The organism is Polyangium mundeleinium (genome assembly GCF_028369105.1).
GTDB classification, from domain to species: domain Bacteria; phylum Myxococcota_A; class Polyangia; order Polyangiales; family Polyangiaceae; genus Polyangium; species Polyangium mundeleinium.
Genome location: NZ_JAQNDO010000001.1, coordinates 3,729,133 through 3,755,333 on the forward strand (window position 1 = coordinate 3,729,133; position 26,201 = coordinate 3,755,333).

Consider the following 26,201-nt stretch of genomic DNA (forward strand, 5'->3'; position numbering starts at 1 on the left):
CGTCTGTGCTAAGCGTGGCGCCGATGTTCCACGTCGAGGCCATTTCGGTTCGCCCCCTGTCGGTCCCGCTGCACGATCCCTTCGTCATCGCGACGGGGCGCGTGACCGTGACGCGCTCGGCGGAGGTGCGCGTCACGCTCGCCGCGGCAGGCGCGCGGGCCGAGGGGCTCGGCGAGGGCGCGGCGCTCTGGCCGGTGACGGTCGAGGACCAGCCGGACGTGCTCGCGGCGCTCGGTGCGGCGAGAGAGCGTTTGTCCGGCCAGTCGATAGCGCTCCCGCAGGTGGACGAAGCGCTCGGCGTCTCGCTCGCGGGCCTCGTGGAGCTCGGGGCGGCGCTCGACGACGTGCTCGCAGGCAAGCCGGTGGCGCGGGCGGCGCTGGAGACGGCGCTGCTCGATGCGTGGGCGCGGCTCCTCGGGATGCCGCTTCGGCGCCTGCTCGGCGGATCGCGGGGCGAGGCGACGCGCAGGCTGGAGACGGACATCACGATCCCGATCGCCGAGCCCGCGCGGATGGCCGAGCTCGCGCAGGGCTGGGCGGCGCGGGGCTTTCGTCATTTCAAGGTGAAGGTCGGCAAGGACATGGACCAGGACCTCGCGGCGCTGTTCGCGATCCGAAACGCCGTGCCCGATGCGAGGTTTCGGATCGACGCGAACGCGGGGTTCTCCGCGGCGCAGGCGATCACGATGGGGCGCGCCGTGGAGGCGAGAGGGCTCGTTGTCGAATGCTGGGAGCAGCCCTGCGCCGCGGACGACCTCGAAGGAATGGCGGAGGTGGCCGCGGCGCTCGCGCCGCCGGTGATTGCGGACGAGTCCGTGAAGACGCTCGCCGATCTCGGGCGGGTGCGCGCGGCGCGGGCCGCGGACGGGGTGAACCTGAAGCTCGTGAAATCGGGCGGGCCGCTCGGGGCGCTTTCCATCGGGCGCGCGGCAAAAGAGGCGGGGATGCCGATCATGATCGGCGGAATGGTGGAGACGCGGCTCGGCATGACGGCGGGCGCGCATGTGGCGGCGGCGCTCGGGGGCGTGGATTTCGTCGATCTCGACACGGCGTGGCTGCTCGACGGGGATCCCTACCGCGGCGGTTACGAAGCGGACGGCCCGCGGTACGAGCTTTCGGCGGAGCCGGGGCTCGGCGTGACGGCTATCGCGTGATCAGGACGGGCAAACCATCCCCGTCGTCGAGCACGCGGCCGAGGACCACGTCGCGATACCCTTCGCCTGCCACCCTCTCCTGCCGCGCCGCCCCCCAGGCCTCGATTTCGTCGCCTTCTCGAAGGCAGGTCTCGGCGAGATCGACCCATTGAGGTTCGGCCCGAAGTCCGCGCGCGGAGAGAAATGCAGCCATCCGCGCGGCGGCCTCGGGAGCGAGCGACCGTGCCCTCTCCTTGGGTTTTCCGAGCACAAGGGCAAAACGCTCGCCGCGGACCTCCACCGATTCGGCGCCGTCCACGAGGGTCATGCCAACGGCCTCGCTGTCGTCGAGGAGGAGATCGTCGATGCGGCCCACGAGTCGGAACGCGAGGCAGGGTTTGCCCGAGAGCGGGGCGACGAGCGCGGGCTTCGAGCCGCGTGACACGCGCCCTCGCGCCGAGGTACGCGCGGCGCGGAGCGGTTCGACCGAAGGCGTGTCCTCGATCCGCGCGCTTCTGCGTGCGTCGAGGAGCCGCAGGGCCGCGACGAGCCGCTCGGTGATGCGGGTGGCGGCATAAAGCGGGAACATCAGGGCGATCATCGCCACCGCGGCGACGGGGATCATCATGACGAACAGGGGGCCGACGGAGTTCGCGAAGGCCTTCAAGCTGGTGAATTCGACCGCGGGTTTCGACGCCGTCACCTCGGCGATCACCATCGCCGCCACGAGCACGAGCAGCGGGATGCGCAGGCTCGGCTTCTGTGTTCCCTTGTGCCACGCGTCGAGCTTCACGTGGAGGGCATCGAAGCGCTCGGTGGCTCGACGCAGCAAGCTCCGGCGAAGGGGCGTGGGGACGGGCAGCGGCACAAGGAGCGGCGGAGGCAGGGGCTTGTAGCGAAAGCGGCGGTAAATGGCGAACGTGAGGAGGACGAGCCCTGCCCATACGCCCCACGGGAGCGCGAGCAGCAGGCACCAGATGCCGAAAAAGCACAGGCCCGCGAGCAGCAAAAGCCCGACCCCGAGGGCGTTCTGCTCGAAGCTCGGCACGTGGATCACCTGATCCCACAGGAACAACGCGTCGACCATCACCGAGAGGAAGAGGCCAAGGGCCGCGGGCACGTAGAGCGCGAGGGTGCGCGGGACGTCGAGCCACCTGTCCATTTCGATGCGCCCGCGCAGGGTCCGGAGCGCGTCCGCGGCGGGCTGAGTCGCGGCGCGGCAGCGCGGGCAAACCGAATCCGTCGCCGGCAGGCGGAGCTTGCAGCCGAGGCAGGCCTTGTCGAGATCGTTGCGCACGTGATGCGTCAGTCTACCGCCCTGAACGGGTGACACGCGAGGGGCGCGGAGGCGCGCCGTTCGGGCAGGTTTCCGCCCTCCGCGGCGTCTTGTGGGGCCGCGCGGCCTGTGTACGCTCACCTTGATCTCGTTCAGGGAGGTATGAATGTCCGAAGGACCGCTCGTCTCGCCGCAGCTCGTCATTCACAGCCGCATGCTCTACACGAGCTGGATCCCCGCCGATCCCAAGGCCTGTGCGCGCCTCTTGCCGGCGACGCTCCGCCCGGCGAAGAACCACGCGATCTACATGAACCAATACGTGGTCGATTCGCCCGAGCAGACGACGGGCTTCGGCGCGTATTCGCTCACGTACCTCGGGCTCGACCTCGACGGCCACGTCGCGCCTGACGGCGTGACCCCGGGCCGGTTCTTCACGCATTACCTGAACTCGTCCGAGCGCGTTCGCACCTACGCGCGCGAGCGCGGTGTGCCGGCCTCGTCCGGCGAGACCTCGCTCGAAATCGAGAACGACATCCTGACGGCCACGACCTCCGTGGACGGCGTCCCCGTGATCCGCTCCCGCGCCCGCGTCGGCAAGGAGATCGGCATGGTCGCCCGCGGCCATCTTTTTTATCTGACGCGCCTCGGGCATCGCATCCTGGGCGGGCGATATCCGTACATCGGGGATCTCGTGACCCCGTTCGAGGTGCTCTCGATCGAGATGCTCGCCCCCGATCACCCGGTGTATGCGCTGCGTCCCGCGTCGCCGCTCCAGGTCGTGCCCGGCGCGTGTTTTTATTCGCCGAGCGACTCGTTCGTATACCCCGGGGGCGAGGTGGACCTCGGCCCCGCCGGCCATTAAACGGCGGGGCCCGAGGCGCGGAATCCGGTCAGTCTTCGTTGCCGTGCACGGGGTCGGTCCTCGGCTTGCCGCTGAGGAAGGCCTCGACGGTGAGCACGTCGTAGGCGTTTTCCCAGTGCTCGGTGACCAGGCCGCCGCGGAAGCGCCACACCCCGCAGAATGGCACCGCGAGCGTCGCCCCGTCGCGGTGGGCCCGCAGGACGCCGAAGACCGCGCCGAAGTGGTCATTCGCGGTGATGTGCTCCACGTCCATCACCAGGGTGCCGCCGGTCATGCGGACGAGCTCGCGCTCGTGCGCGACGGCGGCTTCCTTGCCGACGGCGCGGCCGGCGGCGGCATCCCGGACGAACGCCCGCTCGGCCTTGTGCAGGACCATATCGTCGGCCGCGTACTCCCCGATGCGCGTCAGATCGGCGTAAATGGCGCGCAGGGATCGGACGTTCGGATGCATGGCGGAATTGTTCATGACTTCTCCTGGGTGGGAGACTCGGCAGGCGGCGTCGGACGCCACGTCGGCACGCTCGCGGCGATGTCCGCGATTTCGCTCATCTCCTTCTCGTCCAGCTTGATTTGCGCGGCGCGGAGGTTCTCCTCCAGGTGGGTGAGGGACGAGGTGCCAGGGATCGCGAGAATGGCCGGGGACTTGTGCAAGAGCCAGGCGAGGGCGAGCTGGGCGGGCGTGAGGCTACGCTTGCGGGCAAACCCGGCGAGGATGCTGCCCGGCCCGGCGAGGGCGCCATGTCCCATGGGGAACCACGGGATGAAGGCGATTCCGCGCTCCTCGCAATAACGCAGGACCGGCTCGCCGGCGCGATCCGCGACGTTGTAGAGGTTCTCCACGGCGACGATCTCGGTAATCGCGAGCGCCTTTTCGAGCTGCTCGATCGAGACCTCGGGTTGCCCGGAGAGCGCGATATGGCGGATCTTGCCCTGCTCCCGGAGCCGGACGAGCTCACCGAGCTGATCGGCCAGCGGTACGGCCGGGTCGATGCGGTGGAGCTGATAGAGCTCGATACGCTCGAGCCCGAGGTTGCGCAGGCTCATCTCCACCTGCTGGCGGAGGTAGGCCGGGCGCCCGCAAGGGACGATGTACGGCTGGTCGCGGCGCGTCCAATCCTCCGGGCCGGAGCGCAAAAGCCCGCCCTTCGTGGTGATCACGAGCCCCGCAGGATAGGGATGCAAGGCGCGGCGGATGATCTGCTCATTGGCGTCCGGGCCGTAGGAATCGGCCGTGTCAATGAAATTGACGCCGAGGTCGACCGCGCGGCGCAGGAGCCGGATGGCCGCGTCCGGGTCGGTCGGCGGTCCCCACATGCCGGGACCGGTCAAGTACATGGCACCATAGCCGAGGCGCCGCACGGGAAGGTCGCCGCCGAGACGGAACGTCGACGACGGAGCTTTCAGCGCAGTATTCATGGCAGTTCCCCCTGCTGTCTTCTCGATGCACGACGGCGGCCGAATGCTCGCCGTCCCTATCGGCCGTCCTAGGCCCTCCAGGAACCAACGGCCATTTCCGCCGTGATTCCGGGGCCGAACCCTGCGATCACTCCATGCCCGCCGTCGTGAACGTGGTTGTCCGCGAACAGCCGTCCAATGGAGTCGAGCACGACCACGCTGGCGATGTTGCCGTATTCCGTCAACGTGGCCCTGCTGTACCGGAACGACTCCTGCGGTACGCCCAGGTACTTGCACAGATCGTTGAGGATGCGCGGCCCGCCGGCGTGAATGATGTAGAAATCCAGATTGCCTACGTCCCAGCCGTGGCGCTCGACGAGCTCCCGCAGCACGGGCGCGAGGGGCTTCATCGTCCCCGGGACCCGCTTGTCGAGCCTGAAATGGAACCCCGTTTCTTTCACGAGATACGAGATCCAATCCTCGGTGTCCGGGATGAGGTACGCCGCATTCCGCTCCAGCCGGATGCCCTTGCCTCCGCTGCCCCGGACGACGACCGCGCCCACCGCGTCTCCGAAGAGCCCGTCGGACAGGAGCGAGCCGACGTCGTCGTCGGGCGGCTGGTAGCATAACGAGCAGAACTCGCAGGCCACGATGAGCACGTTGCTGCCGGGATGCGCCACGCAGAAGTCGTGCGCGCGGCTGATGGCCGCCGCCCCGGCCGCGCACCCGAGCTGCGCGATCGGGATCTGCCGCGTGTCGTGACGGAATCCCATGGCGTTCACGAGCCAAGCCGTCATGGCCGGCATCATGAAGCCCGTGCACGAGACATAAATGATGGCGTCGATGTCGCGCGCCGTCAGTTCTGCATGATTGAGCGCTTTTTGTATCACCGGAGGTACCCGGCGCTTGGCCTCGCTCTCGTAAATCTTGTTGCGGCTCTCGAAGCCATTGTGCTCGAGGGTCTGCTCGAGCGGCTGTACGATGTGCCGCTTCTGTACCCCGGTGCTGCTGATGAGCCGCATCGCGAGCCTCAACTGCGGTTTGCCCGCGTGGAGCCGCTCAGCCATTTTCAGCGTGTCTGCCATCGTGACGATGTTCTCCGGAACCGCGACTTCCGGCTTGCACAAGGTGGCCATGATCCCCTCCATGTGTTCGATGCCCGAGAAAGGTCCGGTCGAAGAAAATAATCGCGTGGCCGGCGATGGTATTCACTGCCATGACGAGAACAAGATCCTATGAAAATGGGCCGCCGTGAAGGGTCGCTCTCGACGACGTCATTTTCCCTCTTCCCCTGGGGGGGGTCGTGATTTTCTGATGCCCGCCGCCGTATCCGATTTCGTCTGTCGCAGGCTCGCGATGACCAGGTCCAGGAGTTCGGTCGCGAAGGTGATGACATCGCGAGCCTGGTACCCAGCATTCATGAAATCGCGGAACATGGTCTTCGCGAGGACGTGGATCTCCGCGCCCGGCATCGATCCCCGTACGGAGCGCGATTTGTCGCTGTCTTCCGGCGGCATGGCCCTGCTCTCCGATCTCTCCGCTCGTGGGAAGACCCATCGATTGAACGGAAGCGAGCAAGCTCCAGACCAGGCGAGCGCGCCCCGGGCGTGGATGAAATTACGGTCGCCGGACTCCACCGTTGTCGCTCATTCAATCGATAGGAGCGACCTCGACTACGTCTTGTGCGGCATTGTGGGATATCACGCGAGGCGGCCGGGTAAATGCTGCGCGTTTCATTCGCGGCATATGGGTGCGCCTTGCCCGGCCTCGCCCCGCCGCCGTGGCCATATTCGAATGCAGATGTCGGGTCGGGAGTGGCCCCTCTGCACTACGCGCGCCCCCTCAGCCGCATGGAACGGCGCCGTCATGCTCCACGGGGCCGGTCGCCCTTGCGTGCGTCAGGAGCCGCGCGATCGTCCGTCCGCGTCGCAGATACGTCGCCGCGTCCGCCGCCGTCGTGAGGCGCCACGCGCGCACATATGGGCGCTCCGCCCGAAGCGGTTCGGCCGATGCTCCAGGAGGGCCGCTTTCACCCACGCTCGGCAACCTGCCGAAGGGGTCGATCAGAGGTGCGATTTCAGGAACGCGAGCGTGAGCGCCCAGGCCTGGGACGCGGCGGCCGCGTTGTAATTGCTGCGCGCGTCGCAGAAGAAGCCGTGATCATGCTCGGAGAACTCGACGTTGACGAAGGGCTTTCCGTGCTTCCGCAGCGCGTCCACCGTGCTCTGCGCCGCTTCCTGCGGGATGAACGGATCCTTGCCGGCCCAGAGGAGCAGGATGGGCCCCGATTGCGTCGCGGCATAAGGGAGCTTGTCGGGCGCGATGCTCCCGTAAAAGGAGACCGCGCACTTGAGCGGGGCGACGCCGTTCGTCACGAACGAGAGCCGCCCGCCCATGCAGAACCCGAGCGCGGCGACGCGGCCCTCCGCGACGGCCGTGTGCTTGGCGAGGTATTCGGCGGCGGCGCGCACGTCGGCCTCGCTCTGCTCGCCCTTGTACTGGCCCGCGAGCTTCAGGCTGGGGGCGAAGTCTGCGTAGTTGCCCTCGTAGCCGGGCGCGGTGCGGTGGAAGAGATCCGGCGCGAGCGTCACGTACCCCTCGCGCGCGAAGCGCTCGGCGACGTCGCGGATGTGCGCGTTGACGCCGAAGATCTCCTGCAGGACGAGGATCGCGGGGCGGGGCGCGTCGCCCTCGGGCCGGCAGAGATAGCCGTCCATCGTGGTGCCGTCGGCGACGGGGATCTGGACACGCTCGGTGCGAATGGTCATCGGGGTCTCTCCTTCAATTGGTTTGGCTGGACGAATTCGTCGCAGGAGTTCGGCCCGGCTGCTTCGCCGGCGACGGCTCGGCGTCGGGCTTCGCGCGGAGGACGAGCCAGAGCGCCGCGGGCAGGGCGGTGAAGTCCGCGATCATCGAGAGGACGAAGGCCACGGCGGAGAGGAGGCCGAACTGCCGGATCGGCGGCAGATCCGCCATGCCGAAGGCCACGAAGCCGCCCGCGTTGATGAGCGTCGCGAAGAAGATCGCCCGGCCCGAGACGAAGAGCGTGTGCCGGAGCGCCTGCTCCACCGAGCCTTCCTTCCGGCCCTCCTGGAAGTGATAGAAGAAATGGATCTGGTCGTTCTCGCTCGTCCCGAGCACGGTCGACGCGATCAGGATCGTCGCGACGTTCAGCGTCATGCCGGAGATGCGCATCACGCCGAACATGACGAGGATCGCGAAGAGCGAGGGGATCATGGCCATGAGCCGCGCCGCGCCGCTCCGGAACACCACGAGGAACGTGACGAAGATGATCCCGACCGTGAGCTCGAAGCTCTCGACCAGCGTGGGCACGAGGCTCTGCGAGACGCGCGCCTGGAGCGGCGCCATGCCTACGGTCCGGAGCTCGAACTCCTTCAAGGCAGGGTTTTTCTCGACGGCGCTCTTCCAGTGCTTGTCGATGCTCGCCTGGAGCCGCTCGAAGGCTTCATGCTCGGTCGCCTTCGAGATGATCGTGAAATGGGTCTGGCCGAGGCCGTTTTTCTGGACGAACCGGCCGAGGAGCGGATCCACGGGCGCGAGGGACTCCAGCGTGCCCGCGAGCTCGTCGAGCGCCTCGGCGTCCGTGGGGAACGCGTCGCCCGCGCCGCCGAGGTACTGCATCATGCGCAGGATCGTGGTCGGACCGATCGCCGCGCCGACCTCAGGATCGGCGACGAGCCCCTCGTGAAACGCCTGAAACCCTTTCAGCGCGTCGGGCTCGGAGACGCTGCCGACCCCGCCCTTGAGCCAGACCTCGGTGACGGAGAGCCCGGGGATCTTCGTCTCGATCGCCTTCGTGTCCGCGTAGAGCCGTGATCCCGAGTTGATGTATTCGACGGGATCGGTGAGCAGCCGCATCGGCTTGACGACGCCGGGCAGCCCGAAGAGCGCCACGCCACCCGCAATGGAGAGCGCGATCGAGCCGAGGACGAGCGGCCAGCGATAACGATAACTCCACCGGGGCAGCGCCTCCGTGAGGCGGACGAACCACGCGGCCGCGACCTTTTGCTCGATCGCGGTCGGGGTCTTCAGGATCTTCTGCAGCGCGGGGAAGAGCGTGAAACAGACGATGTAGCTGAGCGCGAGGCCCACCGCGACCCAGATGCCCATCTGCCGGATCGGCTGGATGCTCGATACGACGAGCGCCGCGAAGCCCACGGCCGTCGCGAAGACCGAGGCGGTGCAAGCGAGCCACTTGTTGGCGAAGGCGAAGACCTGGTGCTCGTCGACGCTGCGATCCGCGGGGCGCTCGACGAAACGCGATTGCAAGTAGACGAGCGTCGCCGTGGTCGTGACGAGGATCGTCATCGGCACCATCGGCGAGACGATCGTGAGGATGCCGCCTGTGAGGCCGATGTAGCCCATGGCGAGGGCGATCGAGACGCCGAGCGTGATCAAGAAGGCCGCGAGCGTGCGCGCCGAACGATAGAGGAAGAGGCAGAGGCCGATGATGAAGGCCGCGAAGAGGCCGAAATACTTCGGCCCGGTCTTCTGCATGTCCTCGTCGAGGTAGATGTTGACGTACGGCTGGCCGACCTGGCGCAAGGTCTTCAGCGGGGCGCCGTCGCCGCCCGTCGCCTCGATGGCGCGACGCACGGCCGAGAGGGTTTCGCGGCGCTCCTGGCTCGTGTGCACGTCGAGCACGAGGGCGATGGCGAGGTAGCCGTCGCCGGCGAGGCCCTGATCCTGGAAGAGCTTGGTGCCCGAGACGAACTTGCGAAGCGCCTCGGATTGCTCGGGGGTCGGATCGAAGCCAGCCTTGGCGCGACGGTAAATGGAGAGCGCAGAGTTCGGCTCGACGCGCGGGATCTCCTTCAGCGCGCGTTCGAGTTTGTCGAGACGATCGAGCACCGCGGGCGCGAAGGGATCGTCGGCCTCGGCGAGCAGGACGGCGAACTCACCGGCGCCGAAGACCTGCTCGAACTCGCGTGTCTTGACGTAGTCGGTGTCGCTCGTCGCGATGAGCCGCTCGATCGCGTTGTCCTGCTGGACACGCGCCGCGAACCAGGCCGCGGGCGGGAGGACGAGCGCATAAAGGGCGATGATGATCCAGCGGGCCGAGATGATGCGGGAGAAGAGCCGCACGAGCCACCCGGGCGCGTCGTGGCTCGGGCTCGCGGGGCCGTTCGGAGGGCTCGAAGAAGTCGACACGGGACGCTGCTATCACGATCCCGCGCAGGCCGCCCGTCGATCCCGCGGCGTTTCAAGGCGTGGGCGCGGTCGCGGCAGGCTTCGGACATGTAGGGTTGCCCGCGTCCTTGAGGAGCTGCGCGAGGAGCGCCTGATCGTCGCGGCGAAGCTTGCCGCGGTCGGCCGAGCAGCGGCAGAGGTGGGGCTTGGCAGGATCAACGTCGCCGAGCGCGATGTAGGCTTCGGCGACGCGCAGGTGGTTCTCGATGACGTCGGGGGCCTTCTGCACGAGGCCTTCGAGCAGCTCGAGCCCGGTCTCCGAGTCGCCATTCCGCAGGAGCGCAGCAGGCGCGACCACGTAGAGCGTGCCGAGCATGCGCGTCGCGGCGCCGTCGCGGAAGCTCGGATCGAGCTCGCGGCTGCGGCGCGCGTAGTGCTCGACCTCGCCGACCATGTCGGCGCCGAGCAAGCCCTTGAGCTGCACGAGGCGCCCCGTGACGACGGCGCGCGCGTACGTGTACGCGGCCGTGTCGACCGCGTGCGCACGCACCTCCGCGTACGCGAGCTGGCGATCTTCCGGGGTGTCCACGCCCGCGGCGATGAGGTCTTCGAGCGTGTCGGCGATGACGAGCGCGTCTTTCGTGGCGACGGCGGTCCTGAGCGCAGCGTTGACGGCGGGGCCCTGCGCGCCGGTCACGCCGCCCCAGCAAGCGGGCAAAGCCGCGAGGGCAGCGACGAGGAGGAGAAAGGACCAGCGCACGGGCGGGAGAAATAACATCGTCGGCGGGGAGAAGCGCCCCCGCGCAGGCGAGCGAGGAGGCGCTACTTGTCGTACGCAGTGACGACGCCGGCGTAATCGGCGGACGTCGCGGACTTGAGGGCGAGGATGCCCACTTCGCCGCACGTCGCTTTGCCGTCGCCCTCGCAAATCTTGCCGAGGTTTGCCTGGAACGCTTTGCGTGCGTCCGCGGGCGCGGAGGGGAAGGCGACGACGACCATGGGTGGAAGCTTGTCGCTCGACCAGACGGATTTGATGCCGGCGGCGCCGTCGATCTTGCCGAGCTCGGCGAGCTGCGCGTCGTCGACGAGCGCGCAAGCCGCGTCGCCGCTCACGACCTTCTTGATGGTCTGGATCGGGCGGGTCGTCGTGACCAACGTGAAATCGCCGAGCTTGAACGCGCCCTTCGAGACGACCTTGTCGATGAACTTGGGATCGTCGGCGTGGTCGCTGGCGAGCGCCTTGCCCTTGCAACCTGCGAGGTCCGACGCGGTCTTGCTGATGAGGTGATACTGCTGGCCGCCGGCGCGATTGACCGCGACCTGGCCGATGATGTCGAGGTTGTGCTTGGCCTTGAGGCCGAGGAAGGCGCCGAGCGAGAGGATGCCGTACTGAGGTTTCTGCGCGGAGATGAAGGCCTCGGCGTTGCTGCGGCTCGTGTGATACTCGCCCTTCGCCCCGCCCCAGCCGTTCTGCTTGGCCGCGACGGACACGAACTTGTCGACATAAGGCTGGGCTTGCGCCGCGCTCCCCACCCCATGCTCCCGGAGCACGAGGACCCCGACCGTCCCCTCCGCGGCCGCGTCCGCGCACAAGAAACCAGAGGCGGAAGCGATCACGGCGGTGGCGAGCAGGGAGCGAATGACAGTCGTTCGCACGGGTAGACCTCCTGGCTGACTTGGACGAGGGAGCCGGGAAGGTATGCATCGAGAGCCGTACGGACATCGGAAAAAATGAGGGGAGAGACTTGCTCGGGTACGTAAAGGTGGGACGGGCGGCGCCAGGGCCAAGAAACCGTCATGGATTCGTGAGGTTGGGTGGGTACGTCCCGTCCTCCTCCCAGGTGTCCACGAAGGTCACCTTCACATCTCCCCGCATCGCAGCGACGTCTACGGCAGTATGCTCCTCCACACGTTGGTACCGAAGGTCGACTTCCCCACGGCCGACGGGGAGGCGCTTGATCTCGACCCAGTGGAGCCAGCGCGGAAGGGTCGGGCGGACGATCCGAAGCTCGTTGCCCGGCGCGTTGGGCGAGAGGCCAAGGAGAGAGGCGAGGAGGGTGGCCCACGAGGCAGCGGCCCAGGCCTGGGGGCTGCAAGCGACGGGGTAACGGACGGGGACGCCGAACGCGCTGCGCGCGAAGCCGCAGAAGAGCTCGGGCATGCGGTAGGCGGGAAAATGCTGCGCAGCCTCGAAGAGCGCGGTGACGAGCTCGAGGGCGAGGGGCTCCTGGCGGTAGCGCTTGAAGCCGAGGGCGATGAGGGCGTTGTCGTGCGGCCAGACGGTGCCGAGGTGGTAGCCCGTGGGGTTGTACCGAGCCGCGCGCGTGGAGAGCGTGCGGATGCCCCAGCCGGAGAAGAGGTCCTCTTCCATGAGCCGTCGCGCCATGAGCTCGCCACGCGCGTGCGGGACGGCGCCGGCCCAGAGCGCGTGGCCGGGGTTCGAAGAGACCGTGGCGACCTGCCGTTTGTCGCCGTCGAGCGCGATGGCGTAGGCGTTCTCCGCAGGCATCCAGAAGGCCACGTCGATGGCGTCGCGGAGCTTGGCGGCGCGTAGCTCCTCGGAGGCGGCGCGCGCAGGATCGCCGAGGGCGCGGTAGATGCGGGCCGCGGCGCGGCGGCTCGCGTAGGCATAGGCCTGCACTTCGACGAGCGCGATCGGTGGTTCGGCGAGGGTGCCGTCGGGATGTGTGATCGCCTCGGTGGAGTCCTTCCAGCCTTGGTTGACGAGGCCCGCCTCCGAGCGGCACGCGTACTCGAGGAAGCCGTCGCCGTCGCGATCGCCGTAGCGTTCCATCCAGAGGAGCGCGGCGTCGAGGTTCGGGCGGAGCTCGCGGACGAGGTCGAGATCGCCGGTCGCGCGGTGGTACTCGGCGAGGAGGATGATCCAGAGCGGCGTGGCGTCGACGGTGCCGTAGTACGGCGAGAAGGGGACGACGCCGAGGCGCGCGAGTTCGCCGCGGCGGAGCTCGTGCATGACCTTGCCAGGCTCCTCGTCGCGCATGGGATCGTCGCGCGTGCCCTGGTGGTGGTGGAGCAAGCGGAGCGCCTGGCGCGCGGGTTCGGCGGAGATCCAGAGGTAGAGCAGCGCCGTGAGGATGGTGTCGCGTCCGAAGAGGCACGCGTACCAAGGGATGCCCGCGGCGATGAAGGGCGCGTCGGGATCACCGGAGAGCAGGACGCGGAGGTCGTTGCGGGCCTTCGCGAAGATCGCGTTGAAGAGGCTGTTGCTCGTCTCGACGCCGACCTGGCCGGCGAGCCACTGCTTGTAACCCGCGAGCGCGCGGCGTGGCATCGGAGGGCCGTTCGTGTTCGTCAGCGGCGAGGCGTCGACGCTGACGCCGAGGGTGATGCACGTGGAGCCGCCGGGGCGGAGCTCGATGCGGTAACTCGCGGTGCACGTCGCGAGCCGGTCGGGCGTGGGATCGAAGCGGACCTCGGTGCGACGCGCGAGGCCGTCGGCGCCGTCGTAGCGGAAGCGCAGGACGGTCGGCGTGTGCTCGGGCGCGTGCGGCTTGCCCTTGCGCGCGCCCTGCACGATGCCGCGGACCTCGAACATGTCGGAGAAGTCGGCCTCGAAGTGGAGCTCGACGTCGAGCGTGACGGGGAAGCGGTTGTAGTTCTGGAACGTGAGCGACTCGTTGACCTCGGTGGGACGAACCAGGCGGTAGCGGCGGATCTGGATGGTCTGCTCGTGGACGGCCTGGCCCTCGGGCGTGACGAGGTTCGGGTTTGTGAGCACCTGCGCGCCGAGGAAATGCGCGTGGTCGCTGGAGAGGAGGATCGTCGGGCGGAGGCCCTGGATGGCGAGCTCGTAGCTGCTCAGGAAGCGCGTGTCGCCGAGGTAGAGGCCGTACCCCTCGCGGTTCTTGCGCGGGACGTTGCCCTCGGCGTCCGTGAGCAGGAAAAGATCGCCTTCCTTGAGCAGGGTGGCCTCGCGGATGTCGCGCGCGGACGGCGGCGCGTCGAGCGAGACGATGCCGGCGGGCGTGTTCGCCTGTGGCGCAGGCGGGGCGAGGTCGACGGGGAGAGGAGGAGGGGCGCCGCGCGCAGGGTCGTCGTCGGGAGGGCCATTCATCAGGCCACCTCTTCGTGGGGACGCTCGACTTCGCGCGCGACGGCGTCGAGGAGGTCGCTCACGTCGAACGGCTTCGAGAGGACGCGACGGACCTGCGGCGTGAGCCTGAGCTGGGCGAGGAACGCGGAGACGACGATGACGGGCGTGAGCCGCGTCTCCGGCTGATCCGACAGCTCTTCGAGGACCGCGTTGCCGTCCTTGCCCGGCAGCATGAGGTCGAGCAGGACGAGGTCGGCGTGCTCGCGCTTGACGATCGCGGCGGCCTCGATGCCATCGGCGACGCCGACGACGTCGTAGCCCTCGGCGCCGAGCAGGAAGGTCTCGAGATCCCGGAGCTCGGGGTCGTCCTCCACGACGACGATCTTCTTCCTCGGCACGAAAAGGCTCCTCCAATCGGTGGGGAAGGCAAACGCACTCGCAGCGTCGAGCGTGCGGCCGGTCGCTGCACGAGCGACCACCAGAGACCCAAGGTGCTCGCGCCTCGCCATCAGGGTTTCGCGGAGCACGTACGGTGCCGCGCCCGTGTGGCGGACGCGCACGTGCAGGCGTGCTCGGCGAGGCACGAGGGCTCCGGCGCGCGAGGAGGCGCACGCGGCGCGGTTTTTCGCGGCGCTTCCGGGGGACGACCGTGAAGGAGACGAAAAGCGAAAATCGTCCTTGCGCGCGGGGCTTCGGCCGATCTATCTATACGCCCCCGCTGGCCGACGGCCGGCGGAACGATGTCCTTCACGGGAAGGCATCACGCGAAGATGGCGGAATTGGCAGACGCGCTGGATTCAGGTTCCAGTGCCCGCAAGGGCGTGGAGGTTCAAGTCCTCTTCTTCGCACTGGTTAGGTTGGACAAACACGTCGTCGAGGGATTCGCGACTTCGCTTGGATGAGGTAGGCAGCCGTGATCCCTTGTGGATCAGGTGCCAGCCTTGACGAGGACGATCCAATGTCGCAAGGCGTGCCGGGGGGCTCGACGGGGATGAAGCAGGTTCACTCCCCAGAGGTCGCGGCCGGCACGTGGACCCTCGGGGTCGTCAGTCTCGCGGCGGGCCTGGTCCTCGGTCTCGTCAGCGCCGGGTGTGGGCAACGCAAGACGGAAGGCGGTGCCGCGCCGGCCCCGAGCGCGTCGGCTGCGACGAGTGCAGCCGCGGCTCTGCCCGCGACCTCGGCGAGCGCCGTGCAAGCGCCTCCGCCTCCGCCGAGCGAGCCCGTGGGCTCGGGCGTGTCGTCGTTCGTCGCGGCCGCGCAGACCGAGGCGTGCAAGGCGCAGAGCGGGGACATCGCGACGTACTTGCAACGCGGCGAGGTGACGGTCGCGGGGCGCGAGGGGGCGCTCGCCGCCTCCTGGCTCATCAAGCTCGCCGCGAACAAGCCGGGCGCGCAGCTCGCGTTCGCAGGGTTCGCCCTCGACGCGAAGCAGGTGGCGCGCGCGCGCGGCATCGGGACGGCCAACGAGACGGCGCCGCGGATCTTTGCGAACGGGTCCGGCTGGACGCTCGTGTGGTTCGACGAGACCGGCCTGGCGTACACGAAGCCGCGCTGGGAGACCGCGCCAGCGCCGGTGATCGAGCACCTGAGCACGGTGAACGCCGCGAACGCGGACGACGTGGCCCTCGCTGCGACGCCCGCCGGGGCGATCGTCGCGGTGGCGCCGTTCAACATGGAGAAGGCGCAGCTCGGCCTGTTCCAGTTCGCCCCGACGGACGCAGCCGCGCCTGCCGTGCAGGCGCTCGGCGCGACGCACCACGCCCACGAGCCGCGCAGGCCCGCCGTCGCCGCGGATGGAACTGGCTACACGCTCGCCTGGCACGAGGGGGACGGGCGGATCGTCGTGTCGCGCTTCGATCTCGCAGGCAAGGAGATCGACGAGGCCTACACCCTCGCGGCGGCCCCGCCGGCCGGCGCGCCCACGCGCGAACGCGTGAACCTCGTGGCCACGACGAAAGGCGCGATGGCCGTATGGATCGAGGGCGACAAGATCCTCGCGCGTGCCGTCGACGCCGCGGCGCACCCCGGCGAAAAGACGTGGCTGGTCGGGCGCGGCCGGGCTCCGGCGCTCGCGCCGATCGGCGACGGCGCGCTCGTCGTGTTCCTCGGTCAGGAGGGCGGCAAGGACGATCAGGTTCTCGCGGTGAAGCTCTCGGAGAGCGGCGAGCCGTCGGCCACGGGCATGCGGATCAGCGACGGGACGGGCCCGGTGAAGGACGCGGCGGCGGTCACGCCTGCCGGCCCGCGGTTGGGCTTCCTGTGGGCCGAGCCCATGAGCAACGGCGTGAGCACGAAGCGCGCGATCCTGCGGACGCTCGAGTCGAGCTGCGTCCCCTGAGCGCGGAAGAACGTGTCGTTCGAGCACGCGCGCAGCGAGCGTCGTCCTGCCCGCGCGCGTGACGAACGATCGGCCCGTCGCGCCGCGTGATCAGGACGCGAGGAACGCCGACAGCTTGCCGCCGGCCGCGACGTGGGCCTGGGCTGCGCCGAGCTCGCTGAAGTCGAGGCCGCGCACGGAGAGATCCCGGTGCCGGTTCTTCTCGACGAACCGGAGCTCGTCGGGGCGCGCCCAGTCGATCACGTGGGGCGACTTCGTCGAGATGATGAGCTGCCGGTGATCGGCGCAGGCCTCGATCACGTCGAGCAGCGCGACGATGTTGCCGGGGACCGCGGCGATCTCGGGCTCCTCGATGAGCAGCGCCGTCGCCTCCGGATCCACGAGCGCGACGAGGAGCTCGAGCCTTCGGATCACGGCGTCGGACAAACGACCGAAGTCCACGCCTTCGAACGTGATGCTGGCGCGGTCCTGCGGCGCGACGTCCGCGCGCGCGGAGGTGTCGCGCGTGATCTGGACGGCGAGCTCGCCGGGCGCGCCGATGCGCTGGCAGAGCTCGACGACCTTGTTGTAGCGATCGCGGTGGAGATCGAACCAGAGGACGAGCGTCGACGCGAGCGAGAGCAGGCGTGCGTCGAGGCCCCGCGAGGTCCAGAGGACGCCCGATCGGCCGGTGAGCGTGACGCCCGTGCGATCCTCGAACGGAGGGCGCGCGAGGGCGAGGCCGAGCCAGCGGATGCCTTCGAGGTAGGCGCGGATGCGGCGCGCATCCTCGGGGACGCGATCGGCGGAGTCACCTGCGAGCGCGAGCGCGCCGACGCCCGAGGGGAGCGAGATGCGGCTGCCGTCGCCGAAGACGGCGCGTCGATCGCGCACCGTCCAGAGATCCACGTTGGCCTCGTCGGTCCTCGCGGCGTGTTCTTCCCAGCGCATCGAGGGCGGGAAGGGCTCGTCGTCGTCGTCGAGATCCTGGAAACGCCGATCGTAGCCGTAGACCAGGTGCTCGCCCGCGTCGCCCTCGAACTCGCAGCGGAAGTGGCGCGGTTTTTCCGGGTCGCTCAGCGCGTGGACCGCGATGTGCGCGCCTTCGGCGATGCCCTGGACGAGCAGCGACGCGAGGGTCCCGCCCTTCGCGACGAGCACGGTGCGGCGCGGGGCGATGGAGAGCTCGATCGTGCTGCTCCCGATCGCCTGATAGTCGCCGATCGTCACGGACACGAGCCGGGCGGCCAGGGCTCGGGGAAAGACGGAGGAGCGGGCCGGTTCGATCATGACAGGGCACCTTCCTCCTACCACGCTGCGTGGGGGATTGGCGTATCCCTTCTGCACGAGCGGGACGCTTCATTCCGTCCATCCTTGGTTTGCGAGCGTAAGCGAGATTAGGCGCTAGAATTCGTGGGTGAGCGAGGCCATTTCCCCGAGGTCCGCGCTTTCGCGCGTCGCCCGAGCCGAGGGCCCGACGGAGCTCCCTCCTCTCTCGGACCCGTACCTGTGGGGGCCGAGGTCGCCGCACAAAAAGCCGCTCTCGACGCTGGCGTTGACGTCGATCCTGGCGCCGTTCCTGGGCGGACCGCTGGGCTCGGTCGCCGCCATCGTCTTCGGCTGGGCCGCGCGTCGTGAGCTCGACAGTGTGGGCACACAACGCCGCGGGTATGTCCTGGCGACACTGGGAATGGGCCTCGGGATTTGCCTGACGGTGGGTTGGGGCGCGGCCATCGCCTTCGGGGTGTGGACGATGGAGCGGCGCAACGAGGCGCAGCTCGATTCGATCGCCAACGTCATGACGGTCGGGGACACGCCGAGGCCGCCCGAGGGCGCGGTCGAGGCCGCGGAGCCTGCGTCGCCGCCGTCGAAGGCCGTGCCGGTTTTTCAGAAAGAGACGGCGGTTCACAAGGAGGGCAACGTCACGATCGTGGACGTTGGGGTCTCGGTGTCGTCGCTCTCGCAGGAGCTCGCGAAGCAACGTGCGGCCGCGGCTGCGGCGGGCGAGACGATCGTCGTGATGACGACGAAGAGCGAGTGCGTGTCGTGCCGCAGCCTGTCGACGTCGCTCGCGCATCCGCTCATGCAGACGGCGCTCGCGCGGGTGCGGCTCGTGCGTGTGGACATCGACGCGTTCGACGAGGACCTCACGGGGCTGAAGATGCCGCACGAGCGGGTGCCGAGTTTTTTCCTCTTGGCGCCAGAGCTCTACCCGCGTGACGCCATCGACGGCGGCGAGTGGGACGAGGACGTGCCCGCGAACATGGCGCCCGTGCTCGGCGCGTTCGTGCGCGGAAAATACGAGACGCGCCGGCAGAGCTTCGAGCCGATTCAAAACGGCGGGATCAAGCTTTGAGGCAGGCGCGCGCCACGGGCTCCGATCTCGGGCGCGGCGTGCACCTCCGCTGCTAGGATGCGCCGCCATGAAGCGCGCCGGGCAGATCTCGATCTTCGTCCTTTGCGTCTTGTTCAGCGTCTCTGCCGCGGTGAACGTGATGTCGGACAACAGCGAGGTCGAGCGCGCGGCCGCGGCGGTGGCGTGTGGGGAGCAGGGGCCGAACTGCCGCGCGCAGGTGACGCGGCTCGAGCGGACGCCGTTTGGGCAGACATTCGAGATGGTGACGCCGAAGCGGACGGTGGACGTGGTCTGCCGGCGCGCGTTCGTGATGGTGGGCGACTACGCCTGCAAGCTTCGCTGATGGGAAGGCCCGCGCTTCGGTCTTCGACCGGGCTCGTTTGCCCGCGCTGCCGCGACCCGAAGCCGGCGTCCGTCGAGACGACAGCGCTCGTGTTTTGCCCGCGCGATGGGCTCGCGCTCGTCGCTGCGGCGGTCCTCGCCGATGCGGATGGGGATCCGTTCCTCGGGACGATGATCGCGGGGCGGTACGTGGTGCTCGGTCGGATTGGCGCGGGCTCGATGGGGGCGGTGTACCGGGCGCGGGACGCGACGCGGGGGCAGGACGTCGCGGTGAAGGTGTTTCGTGGGGATCGAGGGCTCGGCGCGCGGGCGCTCTCGCGGCTCGATCGGGAGGCGCGGGTCCTCGCGATGCTGCGATCCCCGCATACGGTGCAGGTGCTCGACGGGGGGGAGGTCGTGCACGGCGGGGAGGACACGCTCGTCTCGCCCACGGTGTCGCGGTTCCTCGTGATGGAGATGCTCGAAGGCGAGCCGCTCGGCGTCCGGCTGCGGCGGGAAGGGCGGCTCTCGATCGCGGAGGCGACGCGGCTCGCGACGCATGCGCTCACGTCGCTCTCCGAGGCGCACGAGAAGGGGATCGTCCATCGGGATCTGAAGCCGGACAACGTGTTCATCGCCTGCCTCGGAGGAGGGGCCGAGGTGGCCAAGCTGCTCGATTTTGGGCTCGCCGACCTCCGGCGCTCGCCGCGCGATCCGAACGACGCGCTCGGGTGGGGCGGGGGGCCCGTCGGTACGCCGCGGTACATGTCGCCGGAGCAGGCGCTGGGTGAGCCGGTGGATGCGCGCAGCGATCTGTATGCAGTGGGCGCGCTCCTTTACCAGATGCTCGTGGGCAGGCCCCCGTTCGTCGAGCGGGACGCGGCGCGGGTGATGGCCAAACACGTGCACGAGCCGCCGATCGCGCCTCGCGAGGCCGCGCCGGAGGCGGGGATCCCGTGGGCCTTGTCGGACCTCGTGGTGCGGGCGCTCTGCAAGCGGCCGGAGGATCGGCCGGAGAGCGCGCGGGCGTTCATCGAGGCCCTCGAGGAGGCGTGCGCCCAAGGCCCGGGGCCCGGCGCGGCGCGGTATGCAGTGGACGGGCGCGAAGCGGTTGTACGGCGCCCGGAGAGCCGTGTACCTTCGCGCACGGACAACGATGGATCCTCGTGAAATCGAAATGCTCGTCCAGCGCCTGCTCGCGAACCCTCACGATCAGGAGGCGCTCGCGTACGCGCATCGCGCAGGCGCGCAGGACCCTCGCTCGTACGCCATGCTGCTCGAGCGCGTCGGCACGCAGACGCCGGATCCCGCCTACGGCGCACATTGGCTGAGCGAGGCCGCGAACGTCTGGCAAGCAGCGTTCGGCGACATGAACAACACCGTGCGCACGTTGATGCTCGCGGTCGACAAGGATCCGATGCATCGCTCGGCCGAGCGGCTCGCGCAGATGTTTCGCGAGAAGGGCGACGTGATGTCGCTCGTCCAGCTTTACGAGCGGCAAGCGAAAGGGCTCGCGCCCGCGGCAGCCAAGCCGGAGGTGCGGGCGATGCTCCTCAAGCTGCACGAGGAGCTTGGACGGATGTGGAGCGAGCCGCAGCTCGCGCGGCCCGAGCGCGCGGTGGAGAACTGGCGCAAGGTCGCCGAGCTCGATCCGCGCAACGTGTATGCGATCTACGCGGCGCGCGAGATCCTGAAGGCGCAGCAGCAGTACGCGGAGGCGATCCCGTTCTTCGCGATGGAGCAGGCCATCGCCGAGGATCCCGAGCGTAAGCTCGCGCTTTACAGGGACGAGGCCGACATCCGCAAGCGCGTGGGTGACATGCCGGGCGCGACGCAGGCGCTGCGTTCGGCGCGCGCGGTGCGTCCGACCGACGTTGCGTTGACGCAGGAGCTCGGCGTGAGCGTGCTCGAGCGCATCAACGCGGGCGAGAACGTGCCGCAGCCGGAGCGCGACGAGACCGCCGCGATCTTCGTGCAGCTCGCGGAGACGTACGATGGGGAGTACGGGCTGTCGTACTCGTTGTCGGCGCTCGGCGCGTCGCCGGGTCACGATCGCGCGATGCAGCTCGCGGATCACTTCGGGGCGCTGCTCGGTCGTACGGGAGAGCTCGGTCCGCAGTACGCGGCGTACCTGAAGGCGAACCCGAACGGGTTCATGGCGAACGTGGCGCGGATGAAGGTGGGGAACGCGCAACCCCCGCCGCCGCCGATGCCCGCGGCGCAAGCCGCGCCCGCCGCGCCCGCCGCGCCGCAGCCGGTGCAGCCGGTGCAACCCACGCAGCCCGCGTCCGTCGCGCAGCCCTCGCAACCGCCCGCGGCCGCGCAACCCGCGCAGCCTGCGCAGCCCCCGGCGGCCGCGCCCGCGGCGGCACCCGCGTCCGATGCACGTGGCCCTTCGCCTTCGGTCGTCGCGATGCAGGCGCAGCCGGCGGTGCCGGCGGGGGATGTGCACGCGCTCCTGGAGGAGGCTTCGGCCGAGGCGCAGAAGGGCCGCAAGCCGCAGGCGTACACGAAGTACCGCGAGGCGCTGAAGATCGATCCGGCGAACTCCGAGGCGCTCTCGTGGGTCGAGGAGTACCTGCGGCAGAAGCGCATGTTCGCGGATCTCCGCGACGTGCTGCTCGCGGCGTCGCGCGTGCCGACGGTCTCGCCCGAGACGCGCAAGGCGCAGCTCCGCGACGTGGCCGGCATGTGCGAGTCACAGCTCCGCGACATCGACACGGCGATCGCGGCGTGGAAGCAGCTCTGCCAGATCGATCGCGGCGACGAGCAGGCGCGTGATCAGCTCCGCAGGTTGCTCGAGCGCGCGACGAAGTGGGACGACCTCGCGACCGTGCTCGAGCAGGACGCGATGAGCACGCCCGACACGGAGCAGAAGCTCGCGATCGAGAAGAAGCTCGCGGGCCTGCACGAGACGAAGCGCAAGGATCCGGTGGCCGCGGCCGAGGTGTGGACGCGGATCGCGTCGCTCGTGCCCGAGGACGAAGCGGCCGTGAACACGGCCGTCAAGCTCTACGAGAAGGGCGAGCGGCTCGACCTCGCGGCGCAGGCCATCGCGGACAACATGACCGGGTTCACGGACCCGAACACGCGCGCCGGGCTCTTGCAGAAGCTCGGCGAGCTGCGGCTCAAGCTGAACGATGCCGGCGCCGCGGGCGACGCGTTCGCCGAGGCCGCGGAGCTCAGCAAGCAGGCGAAGACCTGGGAGCAGGCCGAGAAGGCGTATACGGCCGCGGGCCGCATGGCCGACGCTGCGAACGCGATCGAGCAGCGCGCCGAGCTCGCGGACGGCAAGCAACAAGCGACGTTGCTCGCGCAGGCGGCGGATCTCTACCTCAAGGCGGGTGATGCGCCGGGCGCGGTGATCCGCCTGGAGCGCGCCTCCGAGATCGATCCGACGAACGACGCGTACGTGCAGGCGCTGGAGGAGCAATACCGCGCGGCCGGGCGACTGCCGGATCTCGTGCACCTCTTGCTCGGGCGCGCGGAAAAACTCTCCGATCGCGGCAAACGCGTGGGCTCGCGGCGCGCGGCGGCCGAGGTGCAACGCTCGCTCGGCGACAACGAGGGCGCGCGCGAGAGCCTCCTGCTCGTGCTGTCCGACGGCGACGACGAGGGCGCGCTCGCGCTGCTCGTCGAGGACGCGGCGCAGCGCGGCGATCATCAGGAGTGCGTGGAGCTGCTCCGGAGGCTCGGCGGGATCACGAAGGCGCCGGCCGACAAACTGAACCACGCGCTGCGTGAAGCGAGCATCCTGGCCGAGGGGCTCGATGACGTGGACGGCGCGATCGAGCGGTACGAAGGGATCCTGAAGTCGCTCGATCCGAAGAGCCGCGTCGCGCTCGCGGCGATCGCGAACCTCGAGGAGCGGCGGAACAACCCGCAAGGCGCGGCTGCGGCGCTCGAGCGCGAGGTCGCGCTTGCCGAGGGCGAGCAGAAGGTCGAGCTCGCGCAGCGCCTCGCGCAGATCTACGAGTCCCAGCTCTCCGATCCGCGCGGCGCGATCCGCGCGCTCGAGATCGTGCATGCGGCCGATTCGGAGGACTTCGACGCGATTGGCCGGCTCGAAAGGCTCTGCGCCGAGGTCGAGGACTGGCCGCGCGTCGCGCATTTCCTCCAGATCCTCATCGAGGTCGAGGGCGACGAGGAGGAGCTGTCCCGCATGACCCGGAGGGTCGCGGACATCCTCTTCGACAAACTCGGCCGAGGTGACGAGGCGCTCGCGGCGCTCGACAAGGTCGCCGAGACGGGCGACGAGCCGTGCCGGCGCGCGTACGTCGAGCTCGGCGACAAACTCGGGTGGAAGGGCCTCGTCGCGTCGAAGCTCGTCTCGTGGAACGAGTCGGGCACGGGCCCGGCCCGGAACGAGGCGCTCCGCGGCGCGTTCGAACGGTTCATCGAGGTCGGGCGCGACGCGGACGCGGCACGCGTGGCCATGGAGCTCGCGCGCTCACGTGGCGCCGATCGCGCGCTCGCCGAGCAGCTCGAGCAGCTCGCGATCAAGCTGAAGGATCTCGACGCCCTCGGCGTCGCGCACGACCTGCTCGCGAAGGATGTTTCGGGCGCGGGCCGCGCGGCCGAGATGGTGCGGCAGGCCGAGGTGCAGATCGCTGCCTCCGTGCCCGCGAACGAGGCCATCCAGCACGGCGAGGGCGCGCTGGCCAGCGTCCTGCCGGGCGAGGTGGAGCCCTTGCTCGCGCGGCTCGCGGCGCTCGCGCCCGACGTCACGCAGCTCATCGACGTGTACGAGCGTCAGGTTGGGCGTTGCCGTTTGCCGGCGGATCGGCTCACGGCGCTCGCACGCGCGGCGCAGGTCGCGGCTGAGCGCGGGGCGAACGATCGCGCGCGTAGCTTCTTCGAGCTCGCGCTCAGCGCGGGCGTCCAGGAAGAGACGCTCGGCGCGCTCGAAGCGGCGGCTTCTGCAGGTGACGAACGCGCGGGTGGCACGAGCTTGCGCGGCATCCTGGCCGAGGCGCTCGCCGGCGGCGGTCAGGGCTCGCGCGACGGCGGGCGCACGAAGAGCGCGCTCCTCCGGCGCGCCGCGACGATCGCGCACCGCGCGCTCGGCGACGTCGAGCGTGCCTTCAAATGGCTCGGCGACGCGATCGTCACGCACGTCGACGACGCTTCGCTCGACGCGCTCGAAGCGCTCGGCCGCGAGCTCAATGATCTTCCCCGCGTCGAGGCCACGCTCACGCGCGCGCTCGAAGAGGTCTTCGACGGCCCGCTCGTCCGCAAGCTCCTGCAGCGCCGCGCACGCCTCCGCCGCGACGCGCTGAACGACAAGAAGGGCGCCGGCGTCGACTTCAAGAAGCTTCACGACCTGTCGCCTGCCGATCAGGACGTGATGAACGAGCTCTCGAACCTGCTCACCGAGCTCGGTGATCACCGCGGCATGATCCAGCTCTACGAGGATCAGATCCTCCGCGGCCGTGATCCCGCCGTCCGCGCCGAGCTCGCGCGCAAGGTTGCGCGGATCTGGGAGGAGGAGCTCGGCGACGCGCGCGAAGCGGCCGACGCCTGGCGTCGCGTGCTGCGCATGAAGGCCGGTGACGCCGAGGCGACCGCGGGCCTCGAGCGCGCCAAGACCGGCAAGCTCAAGCGTACGCCGCCGCGCTCGACGATGGCCTCGGTGCCGCCGACCGCCGGCGCAGGGCCCTCTGCGCCGCCGCCTGCGTACGCCGGTCCGTCCACCCCGCCGCCCGCGTACACCCGGACGTCCACGCCGCCGCCGCCTGCGTACGCCCGTACGTCCACGCCGCCGCCGCCTGCGTACGCGGCTCCGTCGGTGCCGCCGCCTGCTGCGGTCCCGACGCCGTCGGCGCCGCCGCCTGCGGTCGCGACGCCGTCGGCGCCTCCGGCGTGGCAGGCCCCGACCGACGCCGAGCCGACGCCCCTCGCGCCCTCGGCGGAGCTGCCTGCGCCTCCGGCGATGGTCGCGCCTCCCGCGTACGTTCAGGCCGAGCCGGCCCCTGCGTACGTCGATCCGCACGCGCAGCAGCAGGCCTACGCGCAGCAGCCCGCGCAGACGCCGGAGGCGTACGCGCAGCAGCAGGCGTACGCGGCGTACTACGCGCAGCAGCAAGCCTACGCGCAGCAGCAGGCCGCGCAGCAGCAGCCCGCGCAGACGCCGGAAGAGGCGTACGCGCAGCAGCAGGCGTACGCGGCGTACTACGCGCAGCAGCAGGCATACGCGCAGCAGCAGCAGGCGTACGCGCAGCAGGCGCAGCAGCCCGTCGCGCAGCCTGCTCCGGGCGAAGAGCTCGAAGAGGCCGAGCTCCTCGACGACGAATCCTGATCCACGCGAGGGGGCGGTCCCGCCGCCCCCGTCTCACCAGAAGACCGACTTCCGCTCCTTCAGCCCGCGGTTCAGCATCGACTGGATGGTCGCCTTCACGCGGAGGACCTTCTCCTCGATGATCGCGTCGTCGTCGTCGGGATCGCCGTCGAAGCGCATGGGCTCGCCGAACGAGAGCCTGTAGCGCGTGGGCAAGGGGAGGACCCCGCCGGGCACGAGGAGCTGCGGCAGGATCGGAAAGCTCGGCAAGTGCAGCGTCTTCGCCACGCGGTGGAGGTTGCCGAGCGAGACGTACTGCTCCTCGGCGCCGATGACGGCCACGGGCACGATCGGCGTGTTCGTCTCGAGCGCGAGGCGCATGAAGCCGAGCCCGAAGTCCGTGAGCTTGTAGCGCTCGGCGAACGTCTTCGTCACGCCACGCACGCCCTCGGGGAACACGAGGATCGCCTCGCCGAGCTCGAGCAGCCGCCGCGCGTTCTCGGGCACGCCGACGACCTGCCCGACGCGCGAGAAGAACGTCGAGACGAACGGCAACGTCTGCGACCACTTCTCCACCATGCTCCGCACGATGCGCGGCGGCTCCGCGTCGAGGAACATCGAGGCTGCGATGATCACGCCGTCCATCGGGATCTGCCCCGAGTGGTTCGCGATGAGGAGCACGCGCGACGCGGGCACACGCTCGATCCCGCTGACGATCGTGCGGAAGTAGAAACGGTGGAAGAACGCCGCGCCGCCGATGGCGTACTTCGCCCAGGAAGGATCGAGACCAAAAGGATCGACGCCGCCGCTGCCCAAGGGGATCGGCACACGACGCAGGCGCTCTTCGAAGTCGCGGCCGAGCAGCTTGATGCCGAGCTCGTCGATTCCGTCTCGGGCGACGCTGAAGGCCGAGCGCGCGATCGGCATCGCCTCGCGTGTCGTGAAGGTCGAGAGCCTGCCGAGGGTGCGCGCTGCTCCATCCAGCATGCATGCGAACGTAGCAAACCGAGAGCATCGCAGCACGGCGCGAAGTGCTTGACGTGACGTGCTCCCGAGCTT

The 26,201-nt window shown here is 69.5% G+C and carries 20 protein-coding genes and 1 tRNA gene; 8 read left to right on the top strand and 13 right to left on the bottom strand.

Translation table 11 applies throughout. The annotated features are described in order from the left end of the window. The first annotated feature begins 23 nt into the window (after positions 1–23). Complete coding sequence (locus tag POL67_RS14960; RefSeq protein ID WP_271918033.1) at positions 24–1,154, top strand: dipeptide epimerase; 1,131 nt, start codon at positions 24–26, stop codon at positions 1,152–1,154. On the opposite strand, the gene POL67_RS14965 is transcribed toward POL67_RS14960, so the two are convergent. Further along, complete coding sequence (locus POL67_RS14965) at positions 1,144–2,430, bottom strand: hypothetical protein (RefSeq protein WP_271918034.1); 1,287 nt, start codon at positions 2,428–2,430, stop codon at positions 1,144–1,146. The genes POL67_RS14960 and POL67_RS14965 overlap by 11 nt on opposite strands. A gap of 145 nt (positions 2,431–2,575) precedes the next feature. Here POL67_RS14965 and POL67_RS14970 point away from each other — a divergent pair, with 145 nt between their 5' ends. Further along, on the top strand, positions 2,576–3,271 hold the full coding sequence (locus POL67_RS14970) for a hypothetical protein (protein ID WP_271918035.1): 696 nt from the start codon (positions 2,576–2,578) through the stop codon (positions 3,269–3,271). Positions 3,272–3,299: 28 nt separating this feature from the next. Here POL67_RS14970 and POL67_RS14975 read toward each other — a convergent pair whose 3' ends face one another. The 10 genes from POL67_RS14975 to POL67_RS15020 all read right to left on the bottom strand — a co-directional run bounded on the left by POL67_RS14975 (position 3,300) and on the right by POL67_RS15020 (position 14,269). After that, positions 3,300–3,737 (bottom strand): nuclear transport factor 2 family protein, encoded by a 438-nt coding sequence (locus tag POL67_RS14975; protein WP_271918036.1) that lies wholly within the window; start codon positions 3,735–3,737, stop codon positions 3,300–3,302. After that, complete coding sequence (locus POL67_RS14980; protein ID WP_271918037.1) at positions 3,734–4,687, bottom strand: aldo/keto reductase; 954 nt, start codon at positions 4,685–4,687, stop codon at positions 3,734–3,736. Before POL67_RS14980 ends, POL67_RS14975 begins: the two co-directional genes overlap by 4 nt. A 68-nt stretch (positions 4,688–4,755) precedes the next feature. Continuing rightward, positions 4,756–5,802, bottom strand: coding sequence for a type III polyketide synthase (locus tag POL67_RS14985; RefSeq protein WP_271918038.1), 1,047 nt, complete (start codon positions 5,800–5,802; stop codon positions 4,756–4,758). Positions 5,803–5,940: 138 nt separating this feature from the next. Continuing rightward, positions 5,941–6,183 carry a hypothetical protein gene (locus tag POL67_RS14990; protein ID WP_271918039.1) on the bottom strand — a complete coding sequence of 81 codons (243 nt, stop codon included), beginning with the start codon at positions 6,181–6,183 and terminating at the stop codon, positions 5,941–5,943. A 546-nt stretch (positions 6,184–6,729) separates the two neighbouring features. After that, positions 6,730–7,434: a dienelactone hydrolase family protein gene (locus tag POL67_RS14995; RefSeq protein ID WP_271918040.1), complete on the bottom strand. Its 705-nt coding sequence runs from the start codon at positions 7,432–7,434 to the stop codon at positions 6,730–6,732. A 13-nt stretch (positions 7,435–7,447) separates the two neighbouring features. After that, positions 7,448–9,838 carry an efflux RND transporter permease subunit gene (locus POL67_RS15000; RefSeq protein ID WP_271918041.1) on the bottom strand — a complete coding sequence of 797 codons (2,391 nt, stop codon included), beginning with the start codon at positions 9,836–9,838 and terminating at the stop codon, positions 7,448–7,450. Positions 9,839–9,890: 52 nt separating this feature from the next. Then, positions 9,891–10,577 (bottom strand): tetratricopeptide repeat protein, encoded by a 687-nt coding sequence (locus POL67_RS15005; RefSeq protein WP_271918042.1) that lies wholly within the window; start codon positions 10,575–10,577, stop codon positions 9,891–9,893. Positions 10,578–10,639: 62 nt separating this feature from the next. Further along, positions 10,640–11,473, bottom strand: coding sequence for a hypothetical protein (locus POL67_RS15010; RefSeq protein WP_271918043.1), 834 nt, complete (start codon positions 11,471–11,473; stop codon positions 10,640–10,642). A 139-nt stretch (positions 11,474–11,612) separates the two neighbouring features. Continuing rightward, entirely contained in the window at positions 11,613–13,892 is a 2,280-nt protein-coding gene (locus tag POL67_RS15015; protein ID WP_271918044.1) for an amylo-alpha-1,6-glucosidase, read from the bottom strand. Continuing rightward, positions 13,892–14,269, bottom strand: a complete 378-nt coding sequence (locus tag POL67_RS15020) for a response regulator (protein WP_271918045.1) — start codon at positions 14,267–14,269, stop codon at positions 13,892–13,894. The genes POL67_RS15015 and POL67_RS15020 overlap by 1 nt, the downstream gene beginning before the upstream one ends. A 366-nt stretch (positions 14,270–14,635) precedes the next feature. Between POL67_RS15020 and POL67_RS15025 the strand changes: the two genes are divergently transcribed. Beyond that, positions 14,636–14,719 (top strand) — tRNA-Leu (locus POL67_RS15025). 143 nt (positions 14,720–14,862) lie between these two features. Further along, on the top strand, positions 14,863–16,209 hold the full coding sequence (locus POL67_RS15030) for a hypothetical protein (protein WP_271918046.1): 1,347 nt from the start codon (positions 14,863–14,865) through the stop codon (positions 16,207–16,209). A 90-nt stretch (positions 16,210–16,299) separates the two neighbouring features. Here the strand turns inward: POL67_RS15030 and POL67_RS15035 are convergent, their stop codons facing one another. Next, positions 16,300–17,478: an AAA family ATPase gene (locus POL67_RS15035; RefSeq protein WP_271918047.1), complete on the bottom strand. Its 1,179-nt coding sequence runs from the start codon at positions 17,476–17,478 to the stop codon at positions 16,300–16,302. A gap of 127 nt (positions 17,479–17,605) precedes the next feature. Here POL67_RS15035 and POL67_RS53605 point away from each other — a divergent pair, with 127 nt between their 5' ends. The 4 genes from POL67_RS53605 to POL67_RS15055 all read left to right on the top strand — a co-directional run bounded on the left by POL67_RS53605 (position 17,606) and on the right by POL67_RS15055 (position 25,163). Continuing rightward, positions 17,606–18,544, top strand: coding sequence for a thioredoxin family protein (locus POL67_RS53605; protein WP_271918048.1), 939 nt, complete (start codon positions 17,606–17,608; stop codon positions 18,542–18,544). 67 nt (positions 18,545–18,611) lie between these two features. Continuing rightward, complete coding sequence (locus tag POL67_RS15045; protein WP_136971488.1) at positions 18,612–18,887, top strand: hypothetical protein; 276 nt, start codon at positions 18,612–18,614, stop codon at positions 18,885–18,887. Beyond that, on the top strand, positions 18,887–20,035 hold the full coding sequence (locus tag POL67_RS15050) for a serine/threonine-protein kinase (RefSeq protein ID WP_271918049.1): 1,149 nt from the start codon (positions 18,887–18,889) through the stop codon (positions 20,033–20,035). The genes POL67_RS15045 and POL67_RS15050 overlap by 1 nt, the downstream gene beginning before the upstream one ends. Continuing rightward, the gene (locus POL67_RS15055; protein WP_271918050.1) at positions 20,022–25,163 is read left to right on the top strand and encodes a hypothetical protein; all 5,142 of its coding nucleotides are present in this window, start codon (positions 20,022–20,024) and stop codon (positions 25,161–25,163) included. The genes POL67_RS15050 and POL67_RS15055 overlap by 14 nt, the downstream gene beginning before the upstream one ends. Positions 25,164–25,196: 33 nt before the next feature. On the opposite strand, the gene POL67_RS15060 is transcribed toward POL67_RS15055, so the two are convergent. Next, a complete protein-coding gene (locus POL67_RS15060) occupies positions 25,197–26,129 on the bottom strand; it encodes a lysophospholipid acyltransferase family protein (protein WP_271918051.1) in 933 nt (310 codons plus the stop codon). Between the last annotated feature and the right edge of the window lie 72 nt (positions 26,130–26,201).

Bases quoted from the DNA above. Each gene is read 5' to 3' on its own strand.
- POL67_RS14960 (WP_271918033.1), top strand. From the start codon at position 24: ATGTTCCACGTCGAGGCCATTTCGGTTCGCCCCCTGTCGGTCCCGCTG.
- POL67_RS14970 (WP_271918035.1), top strand. From the start codon at position 2,576: ATGTCCGAAGGACCGCTCGTCTCGCCGCAGCTCGTCATTCACAGCCGC.
- POL67_RS14975 (WP_271918036.1), bottom strand. From the start codon at position 3,737: ATGAACAATTCCGCCATGCATCCGAACGTCCGATCCCTGCGCGCCATT.
- POL67_RS14980 (WP_271918037.1), bottom strand. From the start codon at position 4,687: ATGAATACTGCGCTGAAAGCTCCGTCGTCGACGTTCCGTCTCGGCGGC.
- POL67_RS14985 (WP_271918038.1), bottom strand. From the start codon at position 5,802: ATGGCCACCTTGTGCAAGCCGGAAGTCGCGGTTCCGGAGAACATCGTC.
- POL67_RS14990 (WP_271918039.1), bottom strand. From the start codon at position 6,183: ATGCCGCCGGAAGACAGCGACAAATCGCGCTCCGTACGGGGATCGATG.
- POL67_RS14995 (WP_271918040.1), bottom strand. From the start codon at position 7,434: ATGACCATTCGCACCGAGCGTGTCCAGATCCCCGTCGCCGACGGCACC.
- POL67_RS15015 (WP_271918044.1), bottom strand. From the start codon at position 13,892: ATGAATGGCCCTCCCGACGACGACCCTGCGCGCGGCGCCCCTCCTCCT.
- POL67_RS15030 (WP_271918046.1), top strand. From the start codon at position 14,863: ATGAAGCAGGTTCACTCCCCAGAGGTCGCGGCCGGCACGTGGACCCTC.
- POL67_RS15035 (WP_271918047.1), bottom strand. From the start codon at position 17,478: ATGATCGAACCGGCCCGCTCCTCCGTCTTTCCCCGAGCCCTGGCCGCC.
- POL67_RS15045 (WP_136971488.1), top strand. From the start codon at position 18,612: ATGAAGCGCGCCGGGCAGATCTCGATCTTCGTCCTTTGCGTCTTGTTC.
- POL67_RS15050 (WP_271918049.1), top strand. From the start codon at position 18,887: ATGGGAAGGCCCGCGCTTCGGTCTTCGACCGGGCTCGTTTGCCCGCGC.
- POL67_RS15055 (WP_271918050.1), top strand. From the start codon at position 20,022: ATGGATCCTCGTGAAATCGAAATGCTCGTCCAGCGCCTGCTCGCGAAC.
- POL67_RS15060 (WP_271918051.1), bottom strand. From the start codon at position 26,129: ATGCTGGATGGAGCAGCGCGCACCCTCGGCAGGCTCTCGACCTTCACG.